This window comes from Streptomyces sp. NPDC030143 (genome assembly GCF_055573695.1).
In genome coordinates this window covers 153,783-177,615 of the sequence record NZ_JBVIAY010000006.1, presented here as the reverse complement: position 1 = coordinate 177,615, position 23,833 = coordinate 153,783, and the positions used below count along the sequence as shown (strand labels likewise).

Below are 23,833 nucleotides of genomic sequence, written 5' to 3'. Positions count from 1 at the left end.
ACCCGGTGGAGCCGCGGTGCCGCCACCGCACGGCCTCGGCGGATCCGCCGGCGACGTACCGGGTGGACCTACGTCTTCACCGCGGACGGACAGACGCCTGACCCTCGACGTCGTGGTCCGCGCGCCCGAGGTGGCGGGGCACCTGGGGTTCTTGCACCATGCCCGCGATGCCCCGGCGACACCGGCCGACGGCGTCAACGGTTGCCCGCTCGCCGGACTCCGCTGCGTCCCGACGGCGTGGCGGACACGGCGAGGACAGACAGCAGGACCAACGCGCAGGCCGGGCCGAGGACGGTCCAGGGGGCCAGTTCCACATACGGCTGGTTCTCCGACAGGAGACGGCCCCACTCCGGTGTCGGCGGCTGTTCGCCCAACCCCAGGAAGCCGAGTGAGGCGAGGACCAGGACGGTGGTGGGCAGCCGCAACAGCGCGTTGCGCAGGACCCCTGGCAGCACGGCGGGGAGGTAGTGGTGGCGCAGGAGATAGCGCGGGCCGGCGCCGAAGGAGACCGAGGCGAGCAGGTGACCGCTCGCCCGTTCCTCGTCGAGCAGTGCGCAGGCCTGGGCGGCGTAAGGGGTCCAGCCCACCGCGCACACCGCGCACGCGGCGCCGAAGACCGAAGGCCCGGTCACCGCGGTCGTCAGCAGTCCGGCGAGGACGGCGGGGAGCGTGGACACCACCTCTGTGAGACCCACGCCGACCCGAGTCGACATACCGATCGACAGCCCGATGACGGCGCTGACCGCTGTGACCGCGAGGGCCACACCGGCCGTGCGCAGTGCCCCGTGGCCCAGCCGGGCCAGCAGATCGCGGCCGAGGGAGTCCGTGCCCAGTGGGTGCGCGGCCGACGGCGGCAGGAGCCGGGCGGCCGTGTCCACGTGCAGGGGGTCGCGCAGCAGACCGGCCACGACGAGGGCGAGCAGGGCGACGGCACACAGTCGGGCGACCCAGCGCGTGGAGCGCCGCCGCGGGAGGGCCTTCTGGTGCAGGGCGGGGAGCGCGCCGTCCCGCAGGGCCGGGCCGAGCAGGGCGCGGCGCAGGACCTGGAGGAGGAGGCCGGCGGTGACGCCGAGCAGGACGAGCAACAGCGTCGCGGTCTGCAACGGAGGGAAGTCCTGGGCCACGGCGGCGTCGAGGGCGAACCGGCCGAGGCCCGGGATGTTGAAGATCTTCTCCACCGCGACCGCGCCGCCGACCAGCGCGACGACGGTCGGCAGGAGCTGCGGCAGCACACCGGCCAGCGCGCGACGCAGCGCGTTGCGAGCGGTCAGGCCGGGCGGGAGACCGTGGGCGCGCCAGGTCCGCGCCCACGGCTCGTCGAAGGCGGCGGGCAGGGACTGGTCGAGCAGGCCGCCGATCATCGCCCCGGACGGCACACCGAGGGCGAGCGAGGGCAGCACCATCGACGCCGGCCCTTCCCAGCCGCTGGACGGGAACCAGCCCAGCCACACCCCGCACACGGTGGCGAGCAGTGAGGCGAGCAGGAACTTGGGCAGTGCGGCGAGGACGGCCGCCACGGTGCCCGCCCGCGCCTGTCGCAGCCGTCGCCGGGACCCGAGGTACAGGGTGCGGGCGCTGACCAGCGCGGCCACCGCGACCGTGACCGCGAACGCACCGAGCATCAGGGTGACGGAGACCGCGAAAGCCGACGTCACCTGGGGCAGGACCGCCTCCCCCGACACCCAGGAGGTGCCTGCGTCTCCCCGCGGCAGCCCGCCCAGCCAACGAAGGAGATGAAGGAACGGCCCCTCGTCCAGACCCAGTTGCTCACGTACGACGGCCAGTTGCGCCGGGGTCGCGTCCTGATCGGCGGAGCGGGCCCGCAGGACCGTCAGCGCGGGGTCGGTCCCGGACAGCCAGGGCAGCAGACCCACGGCCGTCAGCAGCACGGCCCCTGCGGTGAGGCGGCCGACACCCGTGCGCAGTCCGGCCCCTCGGACCGGCGTGCCGGCCGATGTCACGCCCATCTACTTCAGACGGGTGTCGACGTCGACCAGCGACCGCTCACGCGGGTCGAGGGCAATGCCCTCGACGTCGGTGGCGATGCCCTGCACGACCTTCTCGTGGACCAGCGGCACGACGGCGTCCGTGCGCAGGACCTCGGCCTCCGCCCGCATGATCTTCTGGTGCCGCCGCGTGAGGTCACCCTCCCGCGCGGCGCTCTCGATGGCCTGGTCGACCTTGACGTCCTTCAGGCCCGTGATGTTGTAGACGCCGTCGCTCGTGAAGTCGCTGGCGAGGTAGGCGACCGCGTCGCCGGTGTCGAGGAGCGTCACGCGGGAGAAGACGAGCGCGTCGTACTCGCCGGCGAGGAGGCCGGCCTCCATCTGGGAGTACTCACGCACATCCTGCTTCACGGTGAAACCGGCCCTCTCCAACTGCTGTTGGAGAACGGTCGCGGCCTCGGGCAGTTCCGCCCGGTTGGTGATGGCGGCCAGGCGGATCGTCTTTCCTCTGGTCTTCGCCTTGACCTGCGCGGTGGTCGCCGCCGTGGCGCGCCCGGTCACCGCGACACGGTTGTCGGCCGCCCAGGGGACGGCGGGCCCGAACAGGCCCCGGGCGGGGTCGGCGTACCCGCCGAAGACGGAGTCCACGAGGGCGGAACCGTCCACTGCCTCACGGGCGGCCGCCCGCAGGCTCGCGTCCGCGAAGACGCCACCGCCGCGGGTGTTCAGGAGCAGGCTGTCGGTGCGCACGGAGGACACTTCGTGACGGGTCTCGGGGTCCAGCAGCTTCGCCTGCGCGGTGGGGATCCACTCGGCCACGTCGACGGCGCCGCCGCGGAGGGCGTTGGCGCGTGCGGTGCCGTCGACGATCCAGGTGACGTCGATGCCGGACAGCTTCGCCTTGCCTCCCCAGTAGCCGTCGTAGCGGTCGAGCGTCGCCTTGCTCTTCCCGGCGAGCCTCGTGATCTTGAAGGGGCCAGTCCCGGTGCCGATCGGGTCGGCGGTCCCGGCCTTCGCGTACGCCTTGGGGGAGAGGATGCTCAACGCGGGGCTGGCGAGCCGCAGCGGGAGCACCGGGTCGGCGGTCCTGGTGGTGATGGTGACGGTGTCGGCGTCCTCGGCCTTCGCGGTGAGGGTGACGTCGCTGAGGACGCGGGGTTTGGGTTTGGCGGCACCCGCGTGGTCGAGCGCGTTGACGACGGATCGGGCTGTCACCTCGGTGCCGTCCTGGAAGTCGGCCTTGCGCAGCTCGAACGTCCACGTGGTGGCGTTCGTCCGCTTCCAGGACGTGGCCAGCGCGGGCGCCGCGGCGCCGTCCTTGTTCAGCGTGGTGAGTCCCTCGGTCACGGAGAGCTTGCCCAGCACGGTGGCGTCGTTGCTGTACGGCGACAGGGCCTGCACCGGCGGGACCGCGAGAGCGACCCTCAGCCGGCCGCCCGACCCGGCCTTGTCATCGGTACTCGCTCCGCCCTCCCCCGACACGAAACAGCCGGCCAGCAGCGGGGCGAGGGCGAGCACCGTGACGAGGCCACGGGAAGGGTACGGGCGCATGGTTGATCCTGTCGTGCGGAGGGGCCGGTCACACCTGCGCGTACGTCGTACGGAGGTGAGCCCGCGCCAGTGTATTAGGCAAGGCTTACCAACTTTTGATCAGGTAGGTGAAAACTCAATAAAGAAGATGTGCATGTCACACCACGTGGACTCGGTGTCACGGTGTCCACGCCCCGATGCCGGGTGCTCGTCACCTCGGTCGCCTGCTCGGGCGTCCCTGTCCGGGCGGGGCCCGGGTCGCGCGCCGCGGATCGTCCGGTCCGCCCCCGCCCCGCCATGGGGGCACTGCCCGCTACGCGTCCTGGACCCGGCGGCCCGTGGTGGAGGCGAAACCGAGCCAGGTGTGGCGGTTGCCCCACCAACACCAGCCGACCTTCGGTGCGTTGCGACGCTCGCGGCCGTCCCGTCCGGTGCCGTTGCTGATCCAGATCGCCGGGGTGCGGGCGTCCAGTTCGCCGTTCGCCTTGCGCAGCCGGGAGCCGATGGTCATGAAGCAGCGGTTGCGCTCGAGGGCTGCCGGCTGTTGGAGCACCCAATGGATGCCTTCGGCGAGCAGCAGCGGGGTGCGGTTCTCCTTGGTGAGCGCGGGCAACGCCTCCTCCGGGCTCCAGTTGGACATGTGGTCACCGCGGTCGAGGCCGGTGACGAGGTAGAGCGGAACATCAGGCAGCTCGACGGTGCAGGGGGCGAAGTCGTCGACGTCGGGCATGTCGGTGACGACGAACCCCGGCTTGTCGGCACGGCGCAGCAGCGGCGTCAGGGCGGAGGCGGGGGCTCTGCTCGGGTGGACGGCGAGCAGGGCGCCGTCGCTGCCCGCGAGGGACTCTGCCGTCCCGGCGAAGGCGCGGATCCCGGCTGCGGGAAGCCCGGCGATCTCGTGCACCCCCAGCTCGATCAGCCGTTCGGCTTGCGTGCTCAAGGCCGGGAGCGTGGGCAGAACGGCGGAGGTGGCGGGCTTGTCGTCGGGCACGATGCTCCTCGGGGCGGGCGACATGAACAGACTCAGGGGCAACGAGTCGGCCCGGACAGACGTTCCCGCCGGGCGGGCAGCGGCAGCGGGCACCCCCAAGCCGGCCGACTTCCGAAGTCGCCCGGTCAGCCCCGAAGTGCGGACAGGTCCTCGCCGCTGAGATGGAGATCGCACACAGTCCACCACCTTCAGCCTGGGGAGCGGCCCGGTGAGGACGCATGCGATTTTCCGGGGGCCGGAGCACCTGCCGCCGAGGCCGGGCGAGCCCGCCACCGGGGCTGCCCTCGAGTGAGGGGTCCGAGGGCGGGAACCCTCACCCATGAGTGGTCGGCGGTGCGCTCGACCGTACCGTTCTGCGCTGTTCCTGCCCGCTATCGGGCAGAATCGTGGATGTTCCCATGCCTTCAGCCTAGGGTGATCGCCGGTGATCACTGCCGTCGGACGAACAGCGGCGCCACGCACCCGAAGCGAAAGGGACACGCATGTACGCCCTCCCCACCCGCACCGAGGCCGTCGTCTTCGACTGTGACGGCTTGCTGGTCGACACAGAGGCCTGCTGGAGCGTCGCGGAAGCGGCCATCTTCGCGGCGCACGGCCATCCCTTCGGCCCGGAACAGAAGGCCCTGGTCATCGGCCGCACCGTGGAGGCCGCCGGAGAGGCCATGGCCCGGTACCTCGGGCGCCCCGACGCCGGTGCCGAACTCACCGCCGAACTCCTCGAGCGAGTCCGCAAGGAGCTTTCCCGAGGCGCCGCGCCCCTTCCCGGGGCGGTGGAACTGGTGCGCGCCGCCTGCCGGGCAGCCGTCCCCGTCGCCGTGGCCAGCAACAGCCCCCGCGAACTGCTGGACGCGGCCCTGTGGTCGGCGGGCCTCGCCGACTGCTTCACCCATTCGTTCGCCGCCGACGAGGTGCGATCCCCCAAGCCCGCACCGGAGCTCTACCTCACGGCCTGCGAGACGCTCGGTGCGGCCCCGGGGCGTTCCGTCGCCTTCGAGGACTCGGCCACGGGCATCGCCTCGGCGCGTGCCGCCGGGCTCTACGTCGCGGTCGTACCCTCCCTGCCCGGAGCCGAGCTCGACCACGACTGGCTGGGCACGAGTCTGGCCGACGCCGCTGTGCGCGAGTGGGCCCGAGCCCTGGGCCAGGACACCGCCCGCTGACCCGGTCGTCGCCCGCTGACCCGGTCGCCGCCGCGCCGTGCGTCGGGGGCCGCGGGTCGGCCGTAACGCTTTTCGCACCCCGGTCCAAGTACGGGTGAAGAGTTCGAAGTGACTCCAGGGACCTCCGGCAAGGAGGCCGCGGAACCTCCGACGAGAAGGAGACCCCTGTGGACGAAGCGGAACGGTTACGCGGTGGCCCCGCCGCGGCGGTACGTGACCCGCGGCTCTTCGCGGAGTTCCACCGGCGCCACGACGAGGTGATGCGGTTCGTGGCCCGCCGGGTCGACGACCCGCACACGGCGGCCGATCTGACGGCCGAGATCTTCCTCGCCGTCCTCGACTCCGCCCACTCCTACCGGCCGCGTCTCGGCAGTGAGACGGCCTGGCTGTACGGCATCGCGCGCAACGCCGTCTCGTCGGAGCGCCGTCGTGTCGTCCGGGAGACGCAACGCGATCTGCGCATCTCCGGGCGGCGGTGGATGTGAGGTCTCGCCGGACGGGCTGAGCACGTCGCCGGCCGCCGCACGGATGCCCCCAGAGCAGTGTCGAATTCGCCCAACAAGCCTCATCAATACCGCATATGAGGGAACGTCACATGCAAATGACGTCAGTCGATACGATCATTCGCATGACCACGGACAAACGATTCGAGCAGGCCTCACTCCTCTACGAGCGCGCCGTCTTCGGCGGTGACAGCACCGTGCTGGAGACCGCCGATCTGGGTCTCGACGCGGTCGAGGCGGACCTCGCTCTGGCCCGTGGCCGACTGATCCATGCCCGTTTCCTGGACGAGCGGGTCGAGGACGCACGGGAGCTGGAGCTGTTCGAGCGTGCGGCGGAGCTGTACGCAAGCCTCGGCGACACCCGGAGCGAAGGCGAGGCTCTGTTCTGGGTCGGGACCTTCCACCAAGTGGTCCGGGGCGACACCGAGGCGGCGCTGCCCGCCTTCGAACGCGCGCTCGACCTCGCCACCGAGACCGGGGACCGGCTGACCATGTCCTACGCCCTGCGGCACCTCGGCTTTGCGGAGCACATGGCCGGACGGCTGGACGCAGCCCGCGCCTCCCTCGAGGAGTCCACCCGTCTCCGTCGTGAGCTGGGCTTCCTTCCCGGTGTGGCCGCGAACCTGATCGGGCTGGCCTATCTCGCCGCGCAGCAGGGGCGACGGGACGTGGCGGCGACCCACCTCGGCGAAGCGACGTCACTGGCGGAAACCACCGACGCCCAGGGTGTCCTGCGCTGGGTGGCGGACGCCCGCGAGGAGCTCGACCTGCCGGATGCCGGCGACCGGCAGGACACGGCCCAGGGGTAGGCCTCGCGGGCCTGTGGGCGGCGCATCCCGGGCAGCAGCACTGCATGAAGCCGCAACCGCGTTTCACCTTGGCCGCGACCACCCTCGACGCACCCGACGCACGGGAACTCGCGCAGTTCTACCGGGATCTGCTCGGGTGGCCGACGCGGAAGGAAGAACCGGGCTGGGTCGAGATCGCACCACCCGACGGCTCGGCCGGGCTGTCGTTCCAGACGGAGCCGCTCTTCACCCGCCCGCGGTGGCCTGCCACCCGGACCGAGCAGCAGATGATGACGCACCTGGACATCGAGGTGAACGACCTGGCCCCAGCCGTCGAGCACGCCCTCGCCCTGGGAGCGACCGTGGCGGAGTTCCAACCGCAGGACGACGTGCGCGTCCTGTACGACCCGGCGGGCCACCCGTTCTGCCTCTTCGTACCACCCGGCCGTGGCGCCTGACAGCGGGTCAGGCGGCGGCCGGGCTCGGTGCGCCGTGGAACTTGCCGAAGTGCTTGTGGTGCGGTGAGCACAGACACAGTCCGTCGTCGAAGTGCAGGTCGAGCGGCATGCGCGTGATCCGGCCGAACAGCGTTGGGCCGCGTCGCAGCACCCGTGATCGGATCGTAGTGGCGGTCCGTCCACCGTGGACCGGGGTCGCGCCCCTCGTCGTCGGTGTCGCCGTCGCCGATGGCCCGGCGCGGGGGTCAACCAGATGGCCGTCAGCGTCGTCTGACTCAGTGGTCCGGGCGAGTGCCCGGTCGTTCGGTTATCGCTGCTGGAGGCGCCCCATGGCCATGGTCGGTCTGTTCTGGATCACCGAGGAGTCGGTGTACGTGGGGGCTGAGGCCTCCGGCGCCACCACCGGTGTGCGGCTGACCGAGGACGGCGTCGAGATGGTGGGGACCGACCGCGGCGCGTCGTGGAGCTGGAGCGAGGTGCGGCGGCTGGACGTCGGTGACGTCACCGTGCGCTCCGCCGCCCGGCGTGTGGTGTCCGTGGCGCTGGACTCGGTCCTCGTGGCGCTCAGCGGTGTGAACGATCTGCCGCCCGCCTACACCGTGCGCGTCGAGACCGACGAGGACGTCGTCGAAGTGAGCGTTCTGTCAGCGGTCGCCGGAGGCATCTACACGCCCGTCGAGTTCGAGCTGTCCCGCACGCTCCTGTCCCGGCTCGCCGACGGCCGCACTTCCGTCGGCGAGTTGGTCGCCTGGCGACGCGACCACGCCACCGACGACACCCCGCCCGGTGAAGAGCGCGAGGCGCTGCTGCGGAAGTGGACCGGCGAGGACGGGGACTGAGCTCGCGGCGCTGGACGGTGCTCGAGGAGTGGCGGGGCCTCCACACGCGGGGTGGCCGAACGGCAGGCCTCGCCGCGCTCGAGAACGGGACACCCGGACGGGTCGGTCGGCCGGCGTGACCAGGACGACCGTCACCTCGCACGGCCCGTCGGCGAACACCTTCAACGCCTCCAGCTCAGCCGGGGCGGCGGTGAGCCCCCAGCGCAGTTTCGCGCCCACCCGTTCGGTTAGGCAGCGGCAGTGGTGCTATGCGGCCGGCGGAAGCCACTCGGCCGGGTCCTGATCGGAGACCCCGCGCCGTCACCAGGCCGCGTCGTCCCACTGGTCCAGCAGGGCGTCGGCCGTGGCACCTTCGGCGTCGGTGGCCGGCCCCTGGAGGGTCTGTTCCGTCCAGATCACCTTGCCGCGCGCCGTGTAGCGGGTGCCCCACCGCCGGGTGAACCTCGCGACGAGGAACAGCCCTCGCCCCCCTTCGTCGGTCGTCGCGGCCCGGCGCAGGTGGGGTGAGGTGCTGCTGCCGTCGGCGATCTCGCAGATCAGGTTGTCGCGGTCGTGCAGGACCCGCAGTCGTATGGGTTCGGTGCCGTAGCGGATGGCGTTGGTGACCAGCTCGCTGACCACCAGCTCGGTGGTGAAGGCCATGTCCGCCAGCCCCCACGCTTCCAGCCGGCGGGTGACGCCCGCCCGGATCCCGGCGACAGCCGCTGGGTCGACGGGCACGTCCCACTCGGCGACCCGGGAGGGATCCAGCAGGCGGGTCCGGGCGACGAGCAGGGCGATGTCGTCGCCCGGGTGCGCAGGAAGCAGGACGTCGAGGACGTCCCGGCAGGTCTCCTCCGCGGTCCGGCCGGGGTGCGCCAGGGCGTCACGCAGTGCCTTCAGGCCGATGTCGACACCTCGCTCGCGGTCCTCGATCAGACCGTCGGTGTACAGGACCAGCCGAGAGTCCTCGGGCAGCCGGAGTTCGGCGGTCTCGAAGGGCTCTCCGCCGCCCAGACCGAGCGGCGGGGAACCCGGCACGCGCACGTACTCCACCGTGCCGTCCGGGTGGACCAGGGCGGGCTCCGGATGCCCGGACCGGGCCATCGAGCACACACCGGAGGCCGGGTCGTAGATCGCGTAGAGGCAGGTGGCTCCCGTGACGCCCCCGGTGTCCCCCTCGGTGTTCACCTCGCTGTCGATGCGGGCGACCAGCTCGTCCAGGTGTCCGAGGAGTTCGTCCGGGGGCAGGTCCAGGGCGGAGAACGTGTGGACCGCGGTGCGCAGTTGGCCCATGGTGGCCGCCGCGCGCAGGCCGTGACCGACCACGTCGCCGACCACCAGCGCGACCCGGGCACCGGGCAGCGGGATGATGTCGAACCAGTCGCCGCCGACTCCGTCCACGGCGGGCAGGTAGCGGTGGGCGACTTCCACGGCCGACTGGTCGGGCAGGGTGCGGGGCAGCAGGCTGCGCTGAAGCGTCTCGGCCAGGGCGTGCTCGCGGGTGTAACGGCGGGCGTTGTCGACGGCCACCGCGGCCCGGGCGGCCAGTTCCTCGGCGAAGGCCAGGTCCTCCTCCTCGAAGGGAGCGTTCTGCGACCGCCAGAAGCTCGCCACGCCCAGCAGGACGCCCCGGGCCTGGAGCGGCACGGTGATCAGGGAGTGGAAGCCGTGCTCCCGCACGCGTCGGGCGCGTTCGGGGTCCTGGGCTGCCATCCAGCCGTCGGCAGCGGTGAGGTCGGTGTCCAGGCGGGCCCGCCCCCGATCCGGGCCGACGGCGGAGGGAGAGGTGGGGTAGCGGATCGACTCGCCCACGGGGAGGAGAGACTGTGCGCCTTCGACGCCGTGGGCCGCCGTGCGGCGCATCTCGGGGCCGTGGCCCGTCGATTCCTCACCCCGCAGGACCGGATCCAGCAGGTCCACGGTGGCCGCGTCGGCGAACCGCGGGACCGCCACCTCGGCCAGTTCCCGGGCGGTGTGCTCCACGTCCAGCGTCGTACCGATCCGCACCCCCGCCTCGTACAGCAGCCACAGGCGTTCCCGGGCCACCTCCGCCCGGCCGGCCAGCGCCCGCAGCTCCGTCGTGTCGCGCAGCGTGACCACACTGCCGTCCGGGCCGCCGTCGGGGTCGACCGGCCGCATGTTGACCGCCAGCAGACGGTCACCGGCCAGGTGCACCTCATCGGTGACACGCCGGCCCGAACCCAGCAGCCGGGCGGTGTCGGGCTCCAGGCCCAGGTCGGAGACACGGCGTTCCTCGGCGTCCGCGGGCAGGCCCAGCAGCCGTCGCGCCTCGTCGTTGGCCAGCAGCAGCCGCCCGTCGCCCCCGATGATCAGAACCCCTTCCCGCACCGCGTGCAGCACCGCGTCGTGATGCTCGTACATGCGGGTCATCTCGGACGGGTCCAGACCGCGGGTCTGCCGCCGCAGCCGCCGGGACACCAGCGCCGTCCCGCCCGCGGCGACGACCAGCGCACCGCCGGCGAAACCGAGCAGGTGCGGCAGCTGCCCCCGCACGACGTCGTTCACGCTGTCGACCGTGATGCCCACCGACACGAAGCCGACGACGGTGCTCGCGTCGGTGTCGTAGACGGGTACCGTCGAGTCCACCGACAGGCCGAGGCTGCCCTCGAAGGTTTGGGTGAAGGGTCTGTCCGCCGCGGCGCCCTCGCGCAGCGCGTAGATGTGCTTCCCCACCAGGCCGGAGTCGGGGTGGGTCCACCGGAAGCCCTGCGGATCGAACGCGACGACGTAGTCGACGCCGGACTCCTTCCGGGTTTCCTCCGCACGCGGCTGCATCAGCCCGCTGGGATCGTCGGACTTCATGGCCGCCCGTGTCCCCGGGGCGTGCGCGAAGGCCTGGGCGACCCCGAAGGCCAGTTGCCGCGCCTCCTGCGTGCTCGCCTTCCGCGCCTGGATCACCAGGGCCACCCCCGCGGCCGCCGCGAACAGCACCATGATCGTCAACTGGAGCAGGAAGACCTGGCCCGCGACGCTGCGGACCCGGAGCAGGGAGCCGGCGCGCGGCCCCGGCGGTCTGCCACCGGACTCCCGGTGCGGGCCGGGCCACCCACGCGGGTGCGAGACGCGGTCCGCACGAGGGAGCCGACCCGGGTGGCGGGGCCGAGAGACCGAGAATCGACCGACGTGCCAGGTCATGGCCCTGTTCCTCTCACTCACCCGTCCGAGCCGGCGCCCACTGCGTCGGTTCAGGCCCGTACCCACGCCTGCCAGCGCTTCGTCACGGAATCCCGGTTCTCGATCCACCACTCGACATCCAGGTCGAAGCCGGACCGCAGGTGCCCGGGAGAGCTCGCCAACTCCGCGGCGGCCGTTTCGGGAAGATAGGCGTAGGCGGCGGGCACGACAGGTCCCTCGGGGTAGATCCGGGCGAAGCGGGCCTGTGTGTCGGGCCGCAGGGCGAAGTCGATGAGCCGGTAGGCGGCGTCGGGGTTCGCGGCGCCTCGGGGGATTCCGTAGCCGTTGCTCTGTCTGCGGGCGCCGTTCCACTCGTAGGCGAGCGGGGAGCCGCGCTTGATCAGACTCTGCAGACGGCCGTGCCAGACGCTGGAGGCCACGACCTCCCTGCGGTCCAGCAGGTCACCCGGCACGGCGCCGCTCTCCCAGAACGTCCGCACGGAGCCCTTGATCTCCTGGAGGACCTTGAAGGCACGGTCCACGTCGAGGGGGTACAGCGCGTCGGGCCGCACACCGTCGGCGAGCAGGGCGAACTCCAGCTCGGGCCAGTCCAGGGAACTCTGGAGCGCTCTTCTGCCCGGCAGGGCCCCGAGGTCCCAGAAGTCGGCCCAGGACCGGGGCCTTCTCCCGCCGAAGGCGTCGCTGCGGTAGGCCAGGACGCTCGCCCAGTAGTTCTTGCCCACGCCGTGCGAGGTGAGCAGAGACTTGGCGATGCCCGCGTTCCTGGCGTTCCGGAGCCGGTCGTAGTCGAGTTCCTCGGAAGCGCCCGCCTGCTTGAAGAGCACCAGGTGGGTCATGTTCGTGTCCATGACGTCGAACTGCGGGCGGCCCTCGGTGATCTGGGCGAGCATCCGCGCGTACAGGATGTTCACCGTCTCGACCCGGATGCCGGTCTCTCGGGTGAACGGGTCGTAGACGGCCTTGCGGTTCGCCTCGCCGTAGGAACCGCCGATGTCACGGACGACGAGGAGTTTGCGGTCGGAGGTGCCGGGGGTGCGGGTTCCGGTGGCGCTGCGGCCGGCGCGGGTCTGGCACGCGGGGAGCGCCGTGGCGCCGACGCCTGCAGTGACTCCGCCGATCCCGCGCAGGAACGCTCTGCGGTCGATGGCGTCGCTCACCATCTGCCTCCTGGGAATCTGGTGCAGGAGCGGTGTGGGTGGGTGCGAGAGGGGTGTGACACCGGCCGCCCGCCGCCTGGATCCGGTCGGGGAGTGAGGTCGAGGCCGTCCACTGCCTTCAGCGGGCCGGGGAGGTCGCCAACGGGCGGAGGTCCGGGGCCGCGGTGTCGACGTGTTCGGCGGTTCAGGTCGCCCGTAGGCGGTGGCCGGCCCGCCGACGCCTGAGCCCGGGGAACGGGATGATCTGTGCCGCAGGTGCTTGCCTGCTTCGCATCCCGTCACGTTTGCAGTAGGGCTTCACCATGGAGGGGAGATCTTTCTTTGCGAAGCGTTGGGAAGTGTGTATCAGGAAATGTCGCCGGGTCACAGATGTCCGGAAGCAGTTCTTCGGGCGGCGGGGGACGAGTCTCCTCGAATCTCAACATGATCCAACATCAGAGTCGGACAAAATCCTTGACGGCATGTCAGGGGCTTTCTACGCTCGGCGACTGGGAACGCTCCCACATCCCGATTTCTGTTCTGTCATGCATATGCCATTCGACGGGTTTGATGCGCACCGCTCAGGCTTCCGTGGACATGACGAGGGCGAGGAGGAACACGACCGTGCACGTGCATGTCACCCGCAGGATCGTCGCGCTGAGGGCGGCCCTGGTCGCGGCCGTGACCGGGCTGATCGCCGCGCTGGTCGCGATCCAGCCGGCGTCGGCCCGACCGGCGTCGGCTTCCGACAACCCGTACGAGCGGGGCCCGGCCCCCACTGTGAGCAGCGTCGCGGCCCAGAGGGGAACGTTCGCCACCGCCGAGATGAACGTGTCGCCCGGCAACGGCTTCAACGGCGGCAGGATCTACTACCCGACCGACACCGGCCTGGGGACCTGGGGCGCGATCGCGGCCGTGCCCGGCTACACCGCCAAGTGGGCCGCCGAGGGCGCCTGGATGGGGCACTGGCTCGCCTCCTTCGGATTCGTGGTGATCGGCATCGACACCAACAGCCCCAACGACTTCGACACCGCCCGCGGCACCCAGCTTCTGGCCGCCTTGGACTACCTCACCCAGAAGAGCCCGGTGCGCGACCGCGTCGATCCCGATCGGCTGGGCGTGATCGGACACTCCATGGGCGGCGGCGGCGCCATCAGCGCGGCCGAACGGCGACCTTCCCTGAAGGCCGCCGTCCCCCTCGCACCCTTCTCTCCCTCGCAGAACCTCTCCACTCTGCGGGTGCCGACGATGATCATGGGCGCACGGGACGACGGGACGGTCACCCCGTCCTACCTCGACGGCCTCTACGCCGGCATCCCCGCCGGCACCCAGAGCGCCTTCCTCGAGCTCACCGGCGGCGGCCACGGCTTCCCCACGTGGGGCAACTCGAACGTGACGCGCCGCATGATCCCCTGGATGAAGATCTTCCTCGACAACGACACCCGCTACACCCAGTTCCTGTGCCCGTCCCTGGCCGACTCCAGCAACATCTCCCGGTCCCGGACCAAGTGCCCGTACGTGCCGCCGGGCGGCACGACCCCGCCGCCGAGCGGAGGGCAGGTCGTCGGCGCCGGCTCCGGCCGCTGCCTGGACGTGGCGAACTCGTCCCAGACCAACGGCAGCCAGGTCCAGCTGTGGGACTGCCTGGACCGGGCCGGCCAGAAGTGGACACGCACCGCCGCCGGAGAGCTGCGCGTGTACGGCGGCAAGTGCCTGGACGCCGAGGCCTCGGGAACCTCTCCGGGGACGCGCGTCGTCATCTGGGACTGCCACGGCGGGCAGAACCAGCGGTGGAACGTCAACACCGACGGCACCGTTACCAGCACCCGGTCCGGGCTGTGCCTGGACGCCTACAACGCCGGCACGGCCAACGGCACCCGAACCGTCCTGTGGAACTGCAACGTCGGGGCCAACCAGCGGTGGACGCTCCGGTAGGACCGACCGGACCATGCGGTCACGGATCAGGCCGAGTGCCGGGCCCGCCCGGCACTTCGGCCTCTTTCATCCCGCTCCTCGACGCAGCGTTCGACACCGGTCGGCGTGAGCGACGACAGCGGGTCCCGTGCGAGCGCCGGAGCGGTCGGACGCGGGGTGTCCTCAGGACGGGCCGTCCCCATCTCAACCGCTGGGCGCTCACCGCCCGAACGCGACCGTGAGTCGGCCCGCGCCGCCGATCCCGCGCGGTCCGCGAACGCACGGCAGCGGGCCCCTGTCCGGCCCACCGCGTACGGCCGGTTCCTGGCTTCGGGCCGGCGGAGCCACGCCCTCGCCCCGTGCTGCCGCGGACAGGTCGCCGAGGTGTACGGGGACCTGAGGACCGCCCGGCGGGTGGCGGTCGTCGCCCCGCGTCAGGGGGTGCGGAACCCGCGGAAGGTCACCTGCCTGCGGGTCTCGAAACCGAGCCGTTCGTACAGTGCGATCGCGCCGGTGTTCGCCTCGGCCACGTGCAGGAAAGGATGCTTGCCCCGGGACAGGATGCGCGCGACGAGCGCGCTCACCAGCCGGACGGCGTGGCCTCGCCCGCGCGCCTCGGGGGCGGTGCAGACGGCGCTGATCTCGGTCCACCCCGGCGGCCGGAGCCGTTCGCCCGCCATGGCCACCAACGTGCCGCTCTCGCGGACGCCGAGATAGGTGCCGAGCTCATGAGTGCGCGGCCAGAACGGCCCCGGCCGGGTCCGCTCGACGAGGTCGAGCATCTCGGTCACGCTCTCGGCGCCCAGTTCGACCACGCCGTCCGGTTCGGTCTGCGGGGGACCGGGCCGGCTGTCGCCGGCCCGGATCATCTGGCGGCCTTCGAGGACGAAGACCCGGTCCCACTCCGGCGGCGGGGTCGCCGGGCTGCTGAACATGTCGGCGAACGCGCCCGGGCCGAGCAGTTCGGCGAGGTCGGCCCACCCTGTCGGACCGGCGTCGGCGGACACCGCCGAGAAGGTCGCGACCCCCGGCTCGTAGGTGGCGGCCCGGCCCACCCGGCGGGCCAGACGCGCGTGGTGGCCCCGGAGCGACTCGCCCACCGGGTCGTCGAGCGCGACGACGTCGCGGTCCCTCATCGTGCTGCACCTCTCGTGGCGTGCGGGGACGCCGGGCGCGCCCGGGGCATGCCGCGTGATCCCGCCGGAACGGCAGCCTATCGAGCGTGCGCCGGTCACCGGCACGCGCCCTCGGCTCCGGGCTCGGGGCGGCGTCGGCTCACCGGCCGGCGCACCGGCGAGACACCTCAGCACCTCCGTGCGGGACCGAGCCCTCGACGGCCGCCGTCGAGGGCTCGGCGCCGGTCAGCCCACGGAGCAGTTCGCCCCGTTGAGGGTGAACGCGGCGGGACCGGGGTTCACCACCCCCCGGGAGGCGGTGAAGCCCAGGGTGACCGAGCCGGCCGCGGGGATCGCCGCGGTGTACGACACGGAGGTCACGGCGACCTCGGAGCCGCTCTGCGTCGCCGTTCCACCCCAGAAGTTGCTGACGCGCTGGCTGTCGGGGAAGGTCCAGCGCAGTGTCCAGCCGTTGATCGCCGAGGTGCCGCTGTTGCGGATCACGATCTCGGCCTGGAACCCGCCGGACCACTGACCCGTCACCCGGTAGCCGACGCCGCAGGTGGCCGCGGAACCACCGGAGGACGTCGTGACCGTCACGGTGGCGGAGCGCGGCGAGCGGTTGCCGGCGGCGTCGCGGGCGTAGACGGCCAGGGTGTACGACGTCGCCGGGGCGAGGCCGCTCAGGGTGACGGAGGTCCCGGTCGCGGAGGCGACGGGCGTCTCGGTGCCGCCGCTGACCCGCACCACGTCGTACCCCGTGACCCCGGACGAGTCGGTGGCGGCGGACCAGGTCAGCCTGACCGAAGACGACGTCACCTCCGAGGCGGCCGGGGTGCCGGGAGCGGTCGGAGGGGTCGTGTCCCCGCCGCCGGTTGAGTAGATCGCGGCCTCCTCGGCGGTGGCGGCGATGCCGTTCGCCCCGTTGAAGAGGCGCCGGCCCCAAGCGGTGAGCTGGTCGGGGTCGAAGCCGGTGACCATGTCCAGGTACCCGACGTCACTGCTGTTGCCGCTCCAGGACCAGCCGAGGTAGCCGAGGCCGAGCTGCTGGGTGGTGGCCAGGATGGTGTCCTCGTCGGGGTTGCCGTCGGAGTGGTCGTGGCCGAACTCGCCCACCACGATGGGGAGTTTCGCGGCGACGAAGCGGTTCAGGTAGTCGTTGACCTTCGCGGCCGTGTTGAAGACGCCGTACATGTGGACCGAGAAGATCGTGTTGCTGTCGGGGTCGGCGGCGAAGACCGAGGCGGCGTTGTCGCGCATCGTGAACGACCAGTCCTGGCCCCAGTTGGGGGCGTCCACCATGAGCGCGTGGTCGAACCCGGCGTTGCGCAGCTTCTGGATGGCCGCCTTGGTGTCGGCCGTCCACCTCGTGTAGTTGCTGTTGCCGTACGGCTCGTTGCCGATGTTGACGATGACGTGGTTCTCCTGGCCGGTGAGGGCACTCTTCACGCTGATCCAGTAGTCGGCCGCGCGGGAGAGGGTGGTCGCTCCGCTCTGATCGCCGTAGCCCGTGGTGTCGTGGACCTCCAGGACGCAGATGAGCCGGTTCTGCCTGCACTGGGAGACCACGTTCGCCACGTCGGCGGTGTCGTTGCGGGTCCAGCGGTCGCCGCTGGCGAGGACCACGCGGACGGTGTTGGCGCCCTTGGCCTTGCTGTGGGCAAGGGAACTGATCCGGCTCGGATACCAGGTGTGGGCGTGGTTGACGCCCCGCATCACGAAGTCGTTCCCGGATGCCTCCAGCAGCCGGCCGTTCAGGACGCGGAAGCCGGTGGGTGCGGCCTGGGCCGCGGTGCCGGAACCGAGCAGGGGGACGAGGAGGCCCAGGAGGGCGGCCATGACGGCGGCCCCTCGTGGGACCGTGCGGGATCTCATGTCGGCTCCGGAGGATCGGGGACGGTGGGTTCAGGAGATGGCGGCTCGTGCGGTGCAGCTGACGGTCGCCGAGGGGGTCCCGGCCGAGGCCGGGTGGGTGGCGACGAAGCCGAACGTGGCGCTCGCACCCGGGGCGAGGGCGCCGTTCCAGGACGCGTTGGTGACGGTCGCCCTGCCGTCGGCGGCGGTGGTGAGGCTGCCGTTCCACACCTGGGTCAGACGTCCGCCCGCGGCCGGTACGACGGTGGCGGTCCAGCCCGAGACCCGGGCGTCGGAGGTGTTGGTCACCGTGACTTCTCCCTGGTAGCCGCCCTGCCAGACGGAGACGGCCCGGAAGGCGGCCGTGCAGGCGGGCTCTTCGCCGCCCGGGTCGTCCGGCGGCTCCTGGTCGAGGAGGGCGGTCAGGGCCGGGTACCAACGGGCGGCGATCTTGGCGTCGCCGGAGGCGGAGGGGTGCACGCCGTCATAGGTGTCGGCGGCGGTGCTGAAGCCCGTCCACTGGTCGACCACCGTCACGGGGGAGCGGCTGGTGCTCGTCGCCCGGGCCCACGCGGGGATCCGCACGTTGAAGTCGACGACACGCTGGGCGCAGCCGGCGCAGTTGGTGGGGTTCATCGGGATGAGCTGGGCGACGAGGACCCTCATGTCGGGGTTGGACGCCCGCATCTGTTCCACCAGCCGGGAGTAGGCGGCGAGGATGCGGTCCGGGGCGATACCGCTCCAGACGTCGTTCGTTCCGAAGTGCATGACAACGATGTCCGGACGCGCGCTCGCGAGCCGGGCGGGCAGCAGGTTCTGGTCGGCCGCGTTGGTCGCCAGTTCGCCGCCGTGGCCTTCGTTGTCGCCGTCGTGCGCCTGGCCGCAGCCCTGGTGGCTCAGGGTGCCCACGAAGTCGACGTTCGTGTACCCGGTGCTCTGCAGGCGGTTCCACAACAGGGCGCGCCAGCAGCCGGGCGAGCCGGTGATCGAGTCGCCCAGAGGCATGACGCGTACGGGAGCCGCGGCGGGGGCGGCCGCGGCCGACGGTGCGAGTGCCCCTGCGAGGCACAGCACGAGCGTGGCAAGAAGGATGCGTCGGAGCTCCAAGAGGGGGGTGCTGCGCATGGTGGTCCCTTCCCTTCGTCAGGCGGGAGCGCTCCCATGACATCACGCCATCATTGTCATTGACGCGTCAAGAGGTGTGCGGTGCCCTCCAAATCACCTACAACGGCGGTAGCACGCCCGCAAGGCCACCCTCCAGGTCAACGGCCAGTTCAAGTACATCGTGGCCTTCCCCCCCCGACCGGCTGGGCCACCACCTACCGCACCGTCTCCGTGCTGGCGCACCTGGCCAAGGGCAGCAACACGGTGAGGTTCGCCGCCGTCTCCGGCAGCACCGCCCCCGACATCGACGCCCTGCGCGCCCAGGGCATCGCCGCCACCGACGGCACCGCCTTGGTCGGCACCGGAGGGGCCGACCAGAAGTGGACCCTCACCTGACGTCCGCCGCGGCGTGACACGCCACCGGTGAGGGCGCCGCGGCGCCCTCACCGGTGGCGAACGCCGTACCTCACCGCTGGGCGGCAGGTGCCACGTACGGCTGTCAGGCCCCGGTCAGGCGGATGGCGCAGGGGAGCCGTTCAACTCGTTGAGGTAGTTGTAGATGGTGAAGCGGCTGACCCCGAGCGCGGCGGCCGCAGTCTCGGGTGCCTGCTTGACCAGGAAGAACCCACGGCGTTCCAGCTCGGCGACCACCTGGAGCTTCTGTTCCTTCCGCATCCGCTCGACCGGGACGCCGATCGCCGTGATGGCCGCGTCCACCAGCAGGGCACACAACTCCTCGACGCTGTGGGGGAAGGACTCCCCGTGACGGGCGGCCGCCGGCGCGGCAGGAACCGGGTGGGCGGACGGCATGGACGGCGCCTGGGGCACGGACGTCACATCGTGCCCGAGGACGAAACGGTCCAGGGCGGACCTGAGGGTGACCCAGGCGGACACGTCGGTGTTCAGGCAGAGCGCCGCCGCAGGGCGTCCGTCGTCGGCGGTGTAGACGATCGTCGTGCTCTGCAGGACGCGCCCGTCCGGCAGTTGGGTCCGGTAACCGATCTCGTGACGCAGGTCGCCCGCGGCGACCCGTTCGAGCAGTCTGTCCGTGGGGGGATCCCCGACCCGCCGGCCGGTGACCGTCCCGGCGATCGCGCGAACGGTGTTCGGCATGCGGCGCAGGTCGTGCAGCACCACCTCGGTCGGCTGGAGCACCGCTGCCTGGAGAGGGGGAACGAGGAGTTCCAGGACGCGGTTGACGCCCTCCGCGTCCATCCCCTCCAGGGCCGCGGATGACGGCAGCATCGAGCTGTCCGGCGCCGGATCCATACGTGCCACCGTTCTCTGTTCGGCCCGGCAAACCGATCGGCTTTCCGGGCACTTCAACACCGTTTGGAAGGATACCGAGATCGGACCGGGTGAAATCCCCCGATCGCGTCGGAGGTTCCACGCGCGGTTGAAGGTCCGGGACGGCGTCGCTTCGCTAGCGCCCGTGTGGGGCGGCCGCGCGTCCCATGCGGGTGAGCGCCTCGGTGAGGACGGCCTGCGAGGTGGCGAAGTTCAGGCGGACGTGACCGGCTCCTCCCGTACCGAAGATGTGCCCCGAGGACAGGGCCACCCTGGCGCGCTCCAGGAACAGCCGCGCGGGGCCGGCCAGGTCGGTGACCACCGCGAGGTCCGCGGCGCCTTCCTCCGCAGGGAGGTCGAGTGAACGGCAGTCGAGCCAGGCCAGGTAGGTTCCCTCCGGCCCGGTGTACCCGACTCCCGGCAGGTGGTCGGCGACGAGCCGGCCCAGGAGGGCCCGGTTCGCGTCCAGCCCCGCCAGCAGCGCGTCCAGCCACTCGTCCCCGTGGCGGTAGGCCGCCGTGTGGGCGAGGACCCCCAGGTAGCTGGCTCCGTGGTGGACCTCCTCGGGCATCCGCCGCAGATCCCCGGCCGCCTCGGGCCCCGCCACTGCGAGCGCCGCCTTGACGCCGGCGAGGTTCCAGCCCTTGGTCGCCGACATCAGCGAGAAGGCGTCCTCGGCCCCGGGCACGCTCAGATAGGGCGTGAACGTGGCGCCCGGCAGCACGAGCGGGGCATGGATCTCGTCGGCGACGACACGGACGCCGTACCGGCGGGCCGACTCCGCCACGGCGGCGAGCTCCCCGGGAGTGTGCACCGTGCCGGTCGGGTTGTGCGGATTGTTGAGGAGATAGGCGATCCTGCCCTTGCCGCTGCGAGCCCGGGCGCGCCGGAACGTCTCCTCGAGCGCGTCCAGGTCGATGCGGTGGTCCCGCCCGAGGGGTGCCTCGACGACCCGGCGGTCGTCGTGGGCGATGAAAGCGTAGAACGGGGCGTACACCGGGGGGTTGACGACGACCGGGTCGCCCGGGTCGGTGATCAGGCGGAGGACCTGGACAGCCCCCGTCATCACGTCCGGGATCACGGCCGTGCGGTCGACCGCCACCCCGTCCCACGTCCAGCGCCGCGAGGCGAAGCCGGCCAGCGACTCGGCGAACTCGGTCCCGGCGGGGTACCCGGTGTCACCGGTGTCGACGGCTTCGCGCAGCGCGTCGGCGACCGCCGGGGCGAGCGGGACGTCCATCTCCGCCACCCACAGGGGCAGGACATCCGCCGGATGCGTGCGCCACTTCATGCTCCTGCGCCGACGCAGCTGCTCCAGGGTGAGTTCCTCGAGCGGGTTCGCCTGCGTTCCGGCCCCGGCGGCCGCGGTGCCGCGCCCCGTGACAGCGGTCGCCTTCACCACGGGGCCCCGAACGCGAGCCGGCCCGGGACGACGGCGAGACCGACCGGCCCGGCGGCACGCTCGCACGAGTGCGGCGTCGACGTCGGCTGCATCACGGGGGACCTCCATCGAGGAGAGGCGGAACCAGGGCGGCTCTGGCTCCCGCACACCCGCCGAGCCATTCAACACAGAGTTGCATTCCCTGATCGCCCTGGCAAGGGTTCCATGGCCCGTCGTTACGTCGACCCAGCACCGAGGCCCCGATGACGCAGGTGAGCGCGGGGTGGGTGCTGGAAGGTAAGGGCAACGGGCTTGATGTCCAGAGGTCCTCGTCCCGCCCTGCCTTCAACAAGGATTTGAAGTACGGAGGGCCAGGACGGGACCGGCGGGGCGTCGGAAGACCGCGTGAGATCCGGCCGTGTCATGGGGCCGACGTCCTGCGCGAAACAGTTTCGGAAACACACCGGTGACAGCGGGGCGGCCCTTTTCCATACTGTCCCCAGCCGGTCGGCCACCTCGCTGTTCTCGCCGGCCGATGCGCACGGTCTGCCTGTTGGCCGGGACACTGACACGCCATTCCCGGTCCGGACAAGCAGGGGAAATCACCCGGTTACGAAAGACTTTCGCGGACGGAATCGAAAGAGGCCGAGGAGTTCCCGGCCGCGCAGTCAGCCCGGCCGCTCTCCGGCGCGGACCAGGCCGGTCTCGTAGGCGATGACGACCAGCTGGGCGCGGTCGCGGGCGCCCAGCTTGGCCATGGCACGGTTGGCGTGGGTCTTGACGGTCACCGGGGTGACGAAGAGGCGTTCGGCGATCTCGTGGTTGGACAGGCCGGCGGCCACGAGGACCATCACCTCCCGTTCCCGGGGCGTCAGTGCGGCGAGCCGCTCGGGATCGACGAGATCGCCCGGGGAGGGGTGGGCCAGGACACGGGCGATCAGCCCCTTGGTGGCGGCGGGGGAGAGCAGCGCCTCGTCGGCCGCGACGAGGCGGATCGCGTCGAGGAGCTGGGCCGGTTCGACACCCTTGCCGAGGAAACCGCTGGCGCCGGCCCGGAGTGCCTCGATGACGAAGTCGTCCACCTCGAAGGTGGTCAGGACGAGGACCTTCACTCCGGCCAGGTCCTCGTCCTCACCGATGAGCCGGGTGGCTTCGATGCCGTCGACCTCGGGCATCCGGATGTCCATCACCACGACGTCGGCGCGCTCGGACCGGGCCCGTTCCACCGCCTCGCGGCCGTTGGAGGCCTCCGCGACGACCTCCATGTCCGGCTGGGCGTCGATGAGCAGGCGGAAGGTGCCCCGCAGCAGGGCCTGGTCGTCGGCGAGCAGGACGCGAATCGTCACGGACGGCTTTCCTCGAGGTGTCAGGCGGAGATGGGGGCGAGCGCGAGCGGCAGGTCGGCGACGACCCGGAAGCCACCCTCGGGCCGTGGACCGGCGGTGACGGTGCCGCCGATGGCGGCCGCACGCTCCCGCATGCCGATCAGCCCGTGTCCGCTGCCCCCGCCCCGCGGCGCGCCGGGACGCCCGTCGTCCGTCACGGTGAGCCGGAGGGAGTGCGGTCCGTAGTCCAGGACCACGTCCGCCCGGGCTCCGGACGCGTGCTTGCGGGTGTTGGTGAGGGCTTCCTGGATGATGCGGTAGGCGGTCAGCTCGGTCGTGGGCGCCAGCGGAGCGGGGGTGCCGGTGCGGACGACCCGCACGCTCAGCCCGCCCGCGCGGATCCCGTCGACGAGATCGTCGAGGTCGGCCAGTGCGGGGAGGGGCGCCCGCGAGTCGGGGGCGTCGTCGGGCTGGCGCAGCAGCCCGACGGTGGTCCTCAGCTCGTCGAGGGCGGCGCGGCTGTTCTCCTTGATGTGGGCCAGGGCCTCGTACGCCCGCTCGGAGTCGGTGCGCAACAGGTGGTGGGCGACGCCCGCCTGCGCGTTGACCAGGGTGATGTGATGAGTGACGACGTCGTGGAGTTCCCGCGCGATGCGCACGCGCTCTTCGGTGACACGGCGCCGGGCCTCCTCCTCCCGCGTGCGTTCGGCGCGCTCCGCGCGGGCTTCGGCCCGGGCGAGGTGGTGCCGACGGCTGCGGACGGCGTCGCCGAGCGCGGTGGCGGCGATCGCGAAGTCGAACCGCAACAGGCTGGTCCCCGCCAGCGGCGGCTCCGGGTGCGTGGCCGCGTAGACGCCTGTGATCGCCACGGAGGCGGCCAGGCCGACAGTCCAGGCCGTGCGCCGGCTGCTCCGCGTGGCGAGTGTGTACAGGGCGACGAGGCTCGCCGCCGGAGCCGTCAGGAGCTCCGGCGTCCGTGCCATGTGCGTGAGGTCGCCGGCCAGGGTGAGCAGGGTCACGGCCAGCGGCCAGCGGCTGCGGACGACCAGGGGGAGGCAGGACAGCGTCGTCCATGCCACCGCTCCCCAGCGGGGCTCGTGCCACCCGGACTTCCCGGCGGCGGTCGCCGCCGCGACGATCACCACCAGCACCACCGCGGGGAGCGCGTCCCCGGCCCGGTCATGACGGGACAGCCACTGCCGCCACACCACTGTCACCTGCATGCCCTCACTGTAGGAGCGCGGGCCGGCCGCGGGCGGGAGAGCCCCACCCGGCCGGCCCGCGCTGGGGGTGGGGCTTCCACTGGGGCCCACCCCAATTTGCTTCTATTCCGTCGGGGGGTGTGGTTTTTCCGGCTTTTTCCA

17 protein-coding genes and 3 pseudogenes are annotated in these 23,833 nt (G+C 71.9%); 8 read left to right on the top strand and 12 right to left on the bottom strand.

What is annotated here, in order from left to right; genetic code table 11:
* Positions 1-194: 194 nt before the first annotated feature.
* The 3 genes from ACZ4YY_RS13365 to ACZ4YY_RS13355 all read right to left on the bottom strand — a co-directional run bounded on the left by ACZ4YY_RS13365 (position 195) and on the right by ACZ4YY_RS13355 (position 4,491).
* The gene (locus ACZ4YY_RS13365; protein ID WP_468288096.1) at positions 195-1,967 is read right to left on the bottom strand and encodes an ABC transporter permease subunit; all 1,773 of its coding nucleotides are present in this window, start codon (positions 1,965-1,967) and stop codon (positions 195-197) included.
* Entirely contained in the window at positions 1,968-3,497 is a 1,530-nt protein-coding gene (locus tag ACZ4YY_RS13360; RefSeq protein WP_468288093.1) for an ABC transporter substrate-binding protein, read from the bottom strand.
* A gap of 292 nt (positions 3,498-3,789) precedes the next feature.
* On the bottom strand, positions 3,790-4,491 hold the full coding sequence (locus ACZ4YY_RS13355; protein WP_468288090.1) for a DUF5701 family protein: 702 nt from the start codon (positions 4,489-4,491) through the stop codon (positions 3,790-3,792).
* 458 nt (positions 4,492-4,949) lie between these two features.
* Between ACZ4YY_RS13355 and ACZ4YY_RS13350 the strand changes: the two genes are divergently transcribed.
* The 5 genes and pseudogenes from ACZ4YY_RS13350 to ACZ4YY_RS13330 all read left to right on the top strand — a co-directional run bounded on the left by ACZ4YY_RS13350 (position 4,950) and on the right by ACZ4YY_RS13330 (position 8,215).
* Complete coding sequence (locus ACZ4YY_RS13350; protein WP_468288087.1) at positions 4,950-5,627, top strand: HAD family hydrolase; 678 nt, start codon at positions 4,950-4,952, stop codon at positions 5,625-5,627.
* A gap of 167 nt (positions 5,628-5,794) precedes the next feature.
* Positions 5,795-6,103 (top strand): annotated as a pseudogene (locus ACZ4YY_RS13345) (RNA polymerase sigma factor); the annotation flags it as partial.
* 152 nt (positions 6,104-6,255) lie between these two features.
* Positions 6,256-6,939, top strand: a complete 684-nt coding sequence (locus ACZ4YY_RS13340) for a tetratricopeptide repeat protein (RefSeq protein ID WP_468288085.1) — start codon at positions 6,256-6,258, stop codon at positions 6,937-6,939.
* Positions 6,940-6,983: 44 nt separating this feature from the next.
* Positions 6,984-7,376 (top strand): VOC family protein, encoded by a 393-nt coding sequence (locus tag ACZ4YY_RS13335; protein ID WP_468288082.1) that lies wholly within the window; start codon positions 6,984-6,986, stop codon positions 7,374-7,376.
* Positions 7,377-7,705: 329 nt separating this feature from the next.
* A complete protein-coding gene (locus tag ACZ4YY_RS13330; RefSeq protein WP_468288080.1) occupies positions 7,706-8,215 on the top strand; it encodes a hypothetical protein in 510 nt (169 codons plus the stop codon).
* A 300-nt stretch (positions 8,216-8,515) separates the two neighbouring features.
* Here ACZ4YY_RS13330 and ACZ4YY_RS13325 read toward each other — a convergent pair whose 3' ends face one another.
* Both ACZ4YY_RS13325 and ACZ4YY_RS13320 read right to left on the bottom strand, forming a co-directional pair.
* A complete protein-coding gene (locus tag ACZ4YY_RS13325; protein WP_468288554.1) occupies positions 8,516-11,152 on the bottom strand; it encodes a SpoIIE family protein phosphatase in 2,637 nt (878 codons plus the stop codon).
* A gap of 251 nt (positions 11,153-11,403) precedes the next feature.
* Positions 11,404-12,513, bottom strand: coding sequence for an ABC transporter substrate-binding protein (locus ACZ4YY_RS13320; protein WP_468288077.1), 1,110 nt, complete (start codon positions 12,511-12,513; stop codon positions 11,404-11,406).
* A 366-nt stretch (positions 12,514-12,879) separates the two neighbouring features.
* On the opposite strand from ACZ4YY_RS13320, the pseudogene ACZ4YY_RS13315 reads away from it, so the two are divergent.
* Positions 12,880-13,992: pseudogene (locus ACZ4YY_RS13315) on the top strand (alpha/beta hydrolase family protein); the annotation flags it as partial.
* Between the two features lie 24 nt (positions 13,993-14,016).
* A pseudogene (locus ACZ4YY_RS13310) lies at positions 14,017-14,424 on the top strand (RICIN domain-containing protein); the annotation flags it as partial.
* 413 nt (positions 14,425-14,837) lie between these two features.
* On the opposite strand, the gene ACZ4YY_RS13305 reads toward ACZ4YY_RS13310, so the two are convergent.
* The 3 genes from ACZ4YY_RS13305 to ACZ4YY_RS13295 all read right to left on the bottom strand — a co-directional run bounded on the left by ACZ4YY_RS13305 (position 14,838) and on the right by ACZ4YY_RS13295 (position 18,497).
* Complete coding sequence (locus ACZ4YY_RS13305) at positions 14,838-15,539, bottom strand: GNAT family N-acetyltransferase (RefSeq protein WP_468288075.1); 702 nt, start codon at positions 15,537-15,539, stop codon at positions 14,838-14,840.
* A gap of 225 nt (positions 15,540-15,764) precedes the next feature.
* The gene (locus ACZ4YY_RS13300) at positions 15,765-17,393 is read right to left on the bottom strand and encodes a cellulase family glycosylhydrolase (RefSeq protein ID WP_468288072.1); all 1,629 of its coding nucleotides are present in this window, start codon (positions 17,391-17,393) and stop codon (positions 15,765-15,767) included.
* Between the two features lie 30 nt (positions 17,394-17,423).
* Positions 17,424-18,497 carry a GDSL-type esterase/lipase family protein gene (locus tag ACZ4YY_RS13295; RefSeq protein WP_468288069.1) on the bottom strand — a complete coding sequence of 358 codons (1,074 nt, stop codon included), beginning with the start codon at positions 18,495-18,497 and terminating at the stop codon, positions 17,424-17,426.
* Positions 18,498-18,707: 210 nt separating this feature from the next.
* Here ACZ4YY_RS13295 and ACZ4YY_RS13290 point away from each other — a divergent pair, with 210 nt between their 5' ends.
* The gene (locus tag ACZ4YY_RS13290; RefSeq protein WP_468288066.1) at positions 18,708-18,872 is read left to right on the top strand and encodes a hypothetical protein; all 165 of its coding nucleotides are present in this window, start codon (positions 18,708-18,710) and stop codon (positions 18,870-18,872) included.
* 114 nt (positions 18,873-18,986) lie between these two features.
* Here the strand turns inward: ACZ4YY_RS13290 and ACZ4YY_RS13285 are convergent, their stop codons facing one another.
* The 4 genes from ACZ4YY_RS13285 to ACZ4YY_RS13270 form a co-directional block, all read right to left on the bottom strand.
* The gene (locus ACZ4YY_RS13285; RefSeq protein WP_468288063.1) at positions 18,987-19,745 is read right to left on the bottom strand and encodes a helix-turn-helix transcriptional regulator; all 759 of its coding nucleotides are present in this window, start codon (positions 19,743-19,745) and stop codon (positions 18,987-18,989) included.
* Between the two features lie 154 nt (positions 19,746-19,899).
* A complete protein-coding gene (locus ACZ4YY_RS13280; RefSeq protein WP_468288061.1) occupies positions 19,900-21,165 on the bottom strand; it encodes a MalY/PatB family protein in 1,266 nt (421 codons plus the stop codon).
* 647 nt (positions 21,166-21,812) lie between these two features.
* Positions 21,813-22,490 (bottom strand): response regulator, encoded by a 678-nt coding sequence (locus tag ACZ4YY_RS13275; protein ID WP_468288058.1) that lies wholly within the window; start codon positions 22,488-22,490, stop codon positions 21,813-21,815.
* Positions 22,491-22,510: 20 nt separating this feature from the next.
* Complete coding sequence (locus ACZ4YY_RS13270) at positions 22,511-23,692, bottom strand: sensor histidine kinase (protein WP_468288055.1); 1,182 nt, start codon at positions 23,690-23,692, stop codon at positions 22,511-22,513.
* Positions 23,693-23,833: the final 141 nt, after the last annotated feature.

What these genes read in the sequence shown, in the direction of transcription:
- ACZ4YY_RS13270 (WP_468288055.1), bottom strand. Translation starts at nt 23,692, where the DNA reads ATGCAGGTGACAGTGGTGTGGCGGCAGTGGCTGTCCCGTCATGACCGG.
- ACZ4YY_RS13335 (WP_468288082.1), top strand. Translation starts at nt 6,984, where the DNA reads ATGAAGCCGCAACCGCGTTTCACCTTGGCCGCGACCACCCTCGACGCA.
- ACZ4YY_RS13325 (WP_468288554.1), bottom strand. Translation starts at nt 11,152, where the DNA reads ATGGTGCTGTTCGCGGCGGCCGCGGGGGTGGCCCTGGTGATCCAGGCG.
- ACZ4YY_RS13355 (WP_468288090.1), bottom strand. Translation starts at nt 4,491, where the DNA reads ATGTCGCCCGCCCCGAGGAGCATCGTGCCCGACGACAAGCCCGCCACC.
- ACZ4YY_RS13350 (WP_468288087.1), top strand. Translation starts at nt 4,950, where the DNA reads ATGTACGCCCTCCCCACCCGCACCGAGGCCGTCGTCTTCGACTGTGAC.
- ACZ4YY_RS13300 (WP_468288072.1), bottom strand. Translation starts at nt 17,393, where the DNA reads ATGAGATCCCGCACGGTCCCACGAGGGGCCGCCGTCATGGCCGCCCTC.
- ACZ4YY_RS13340 (WP_468288085.1), top strand. Translation starts at nt 6,256, where the DNA reads ATGACCACGGACAAACGATTCGAGCAGGCCTCACTCCTCTACGAGCGC.
- ACZ4YY_RS13360 (WP_468288093.1), bottom strand. Translation starts at nt 3,497, where the DNA reads ATGCGCCCGTACCCTTCCCGTGGCCTCGTCACGGTGCTCGCCCTCGCC.
- ACZ4YY_RS13320 (WP_468288077.1), bottom strand. Translation starts at nt 12,513, where the DNA reads ATGGTGAGCGACGCCATCGACCGCAGAGCGTTCCTGCGCGGGATCGGC.
- ACZ4YY_RS13295 (WP_468288069.1), bottom strand. Translation starts at nt 18,497, where the DNA reads ATGCGCAGCACCCCCCTCTTGGAGCTCCGACGCATCCTTCTTGCCACG.
- ACZ4YY_RS13285 (WP_468288063.1), bottom strand. Translation starts at nt 19,745, where the DNA reads ATGGATCCGGCGCCGGACAGCTCGATGCTGCCGTCATCCGCGGCCCTG.
- ACZ4YY_RS13305 (WP_468288075.1), bottom strand. Translation starts at nt 15,539, where the DNA reads ATGAGGGACCGCGACGTCGTCGCGCTCGACGACCCGGTGGGCGAGTCG.
- ACZ4YY_RS13365 (WP_468288096.1), bottom strand. Translation starts at nt 1,967, where the DNA reads ATGGGCGTGACATCGGCCGGCACGCCGGTCCGAGGGGCCGGACTGCGC.
- ACZ4YY_RS13330 (WP_468288080.1), top strand. Translation starts at nt 7,706, where the DNA reads ATGGCCATGGTCGGTCTGTTCTGGATCACCGAGGAGTCGGTGTACGTG.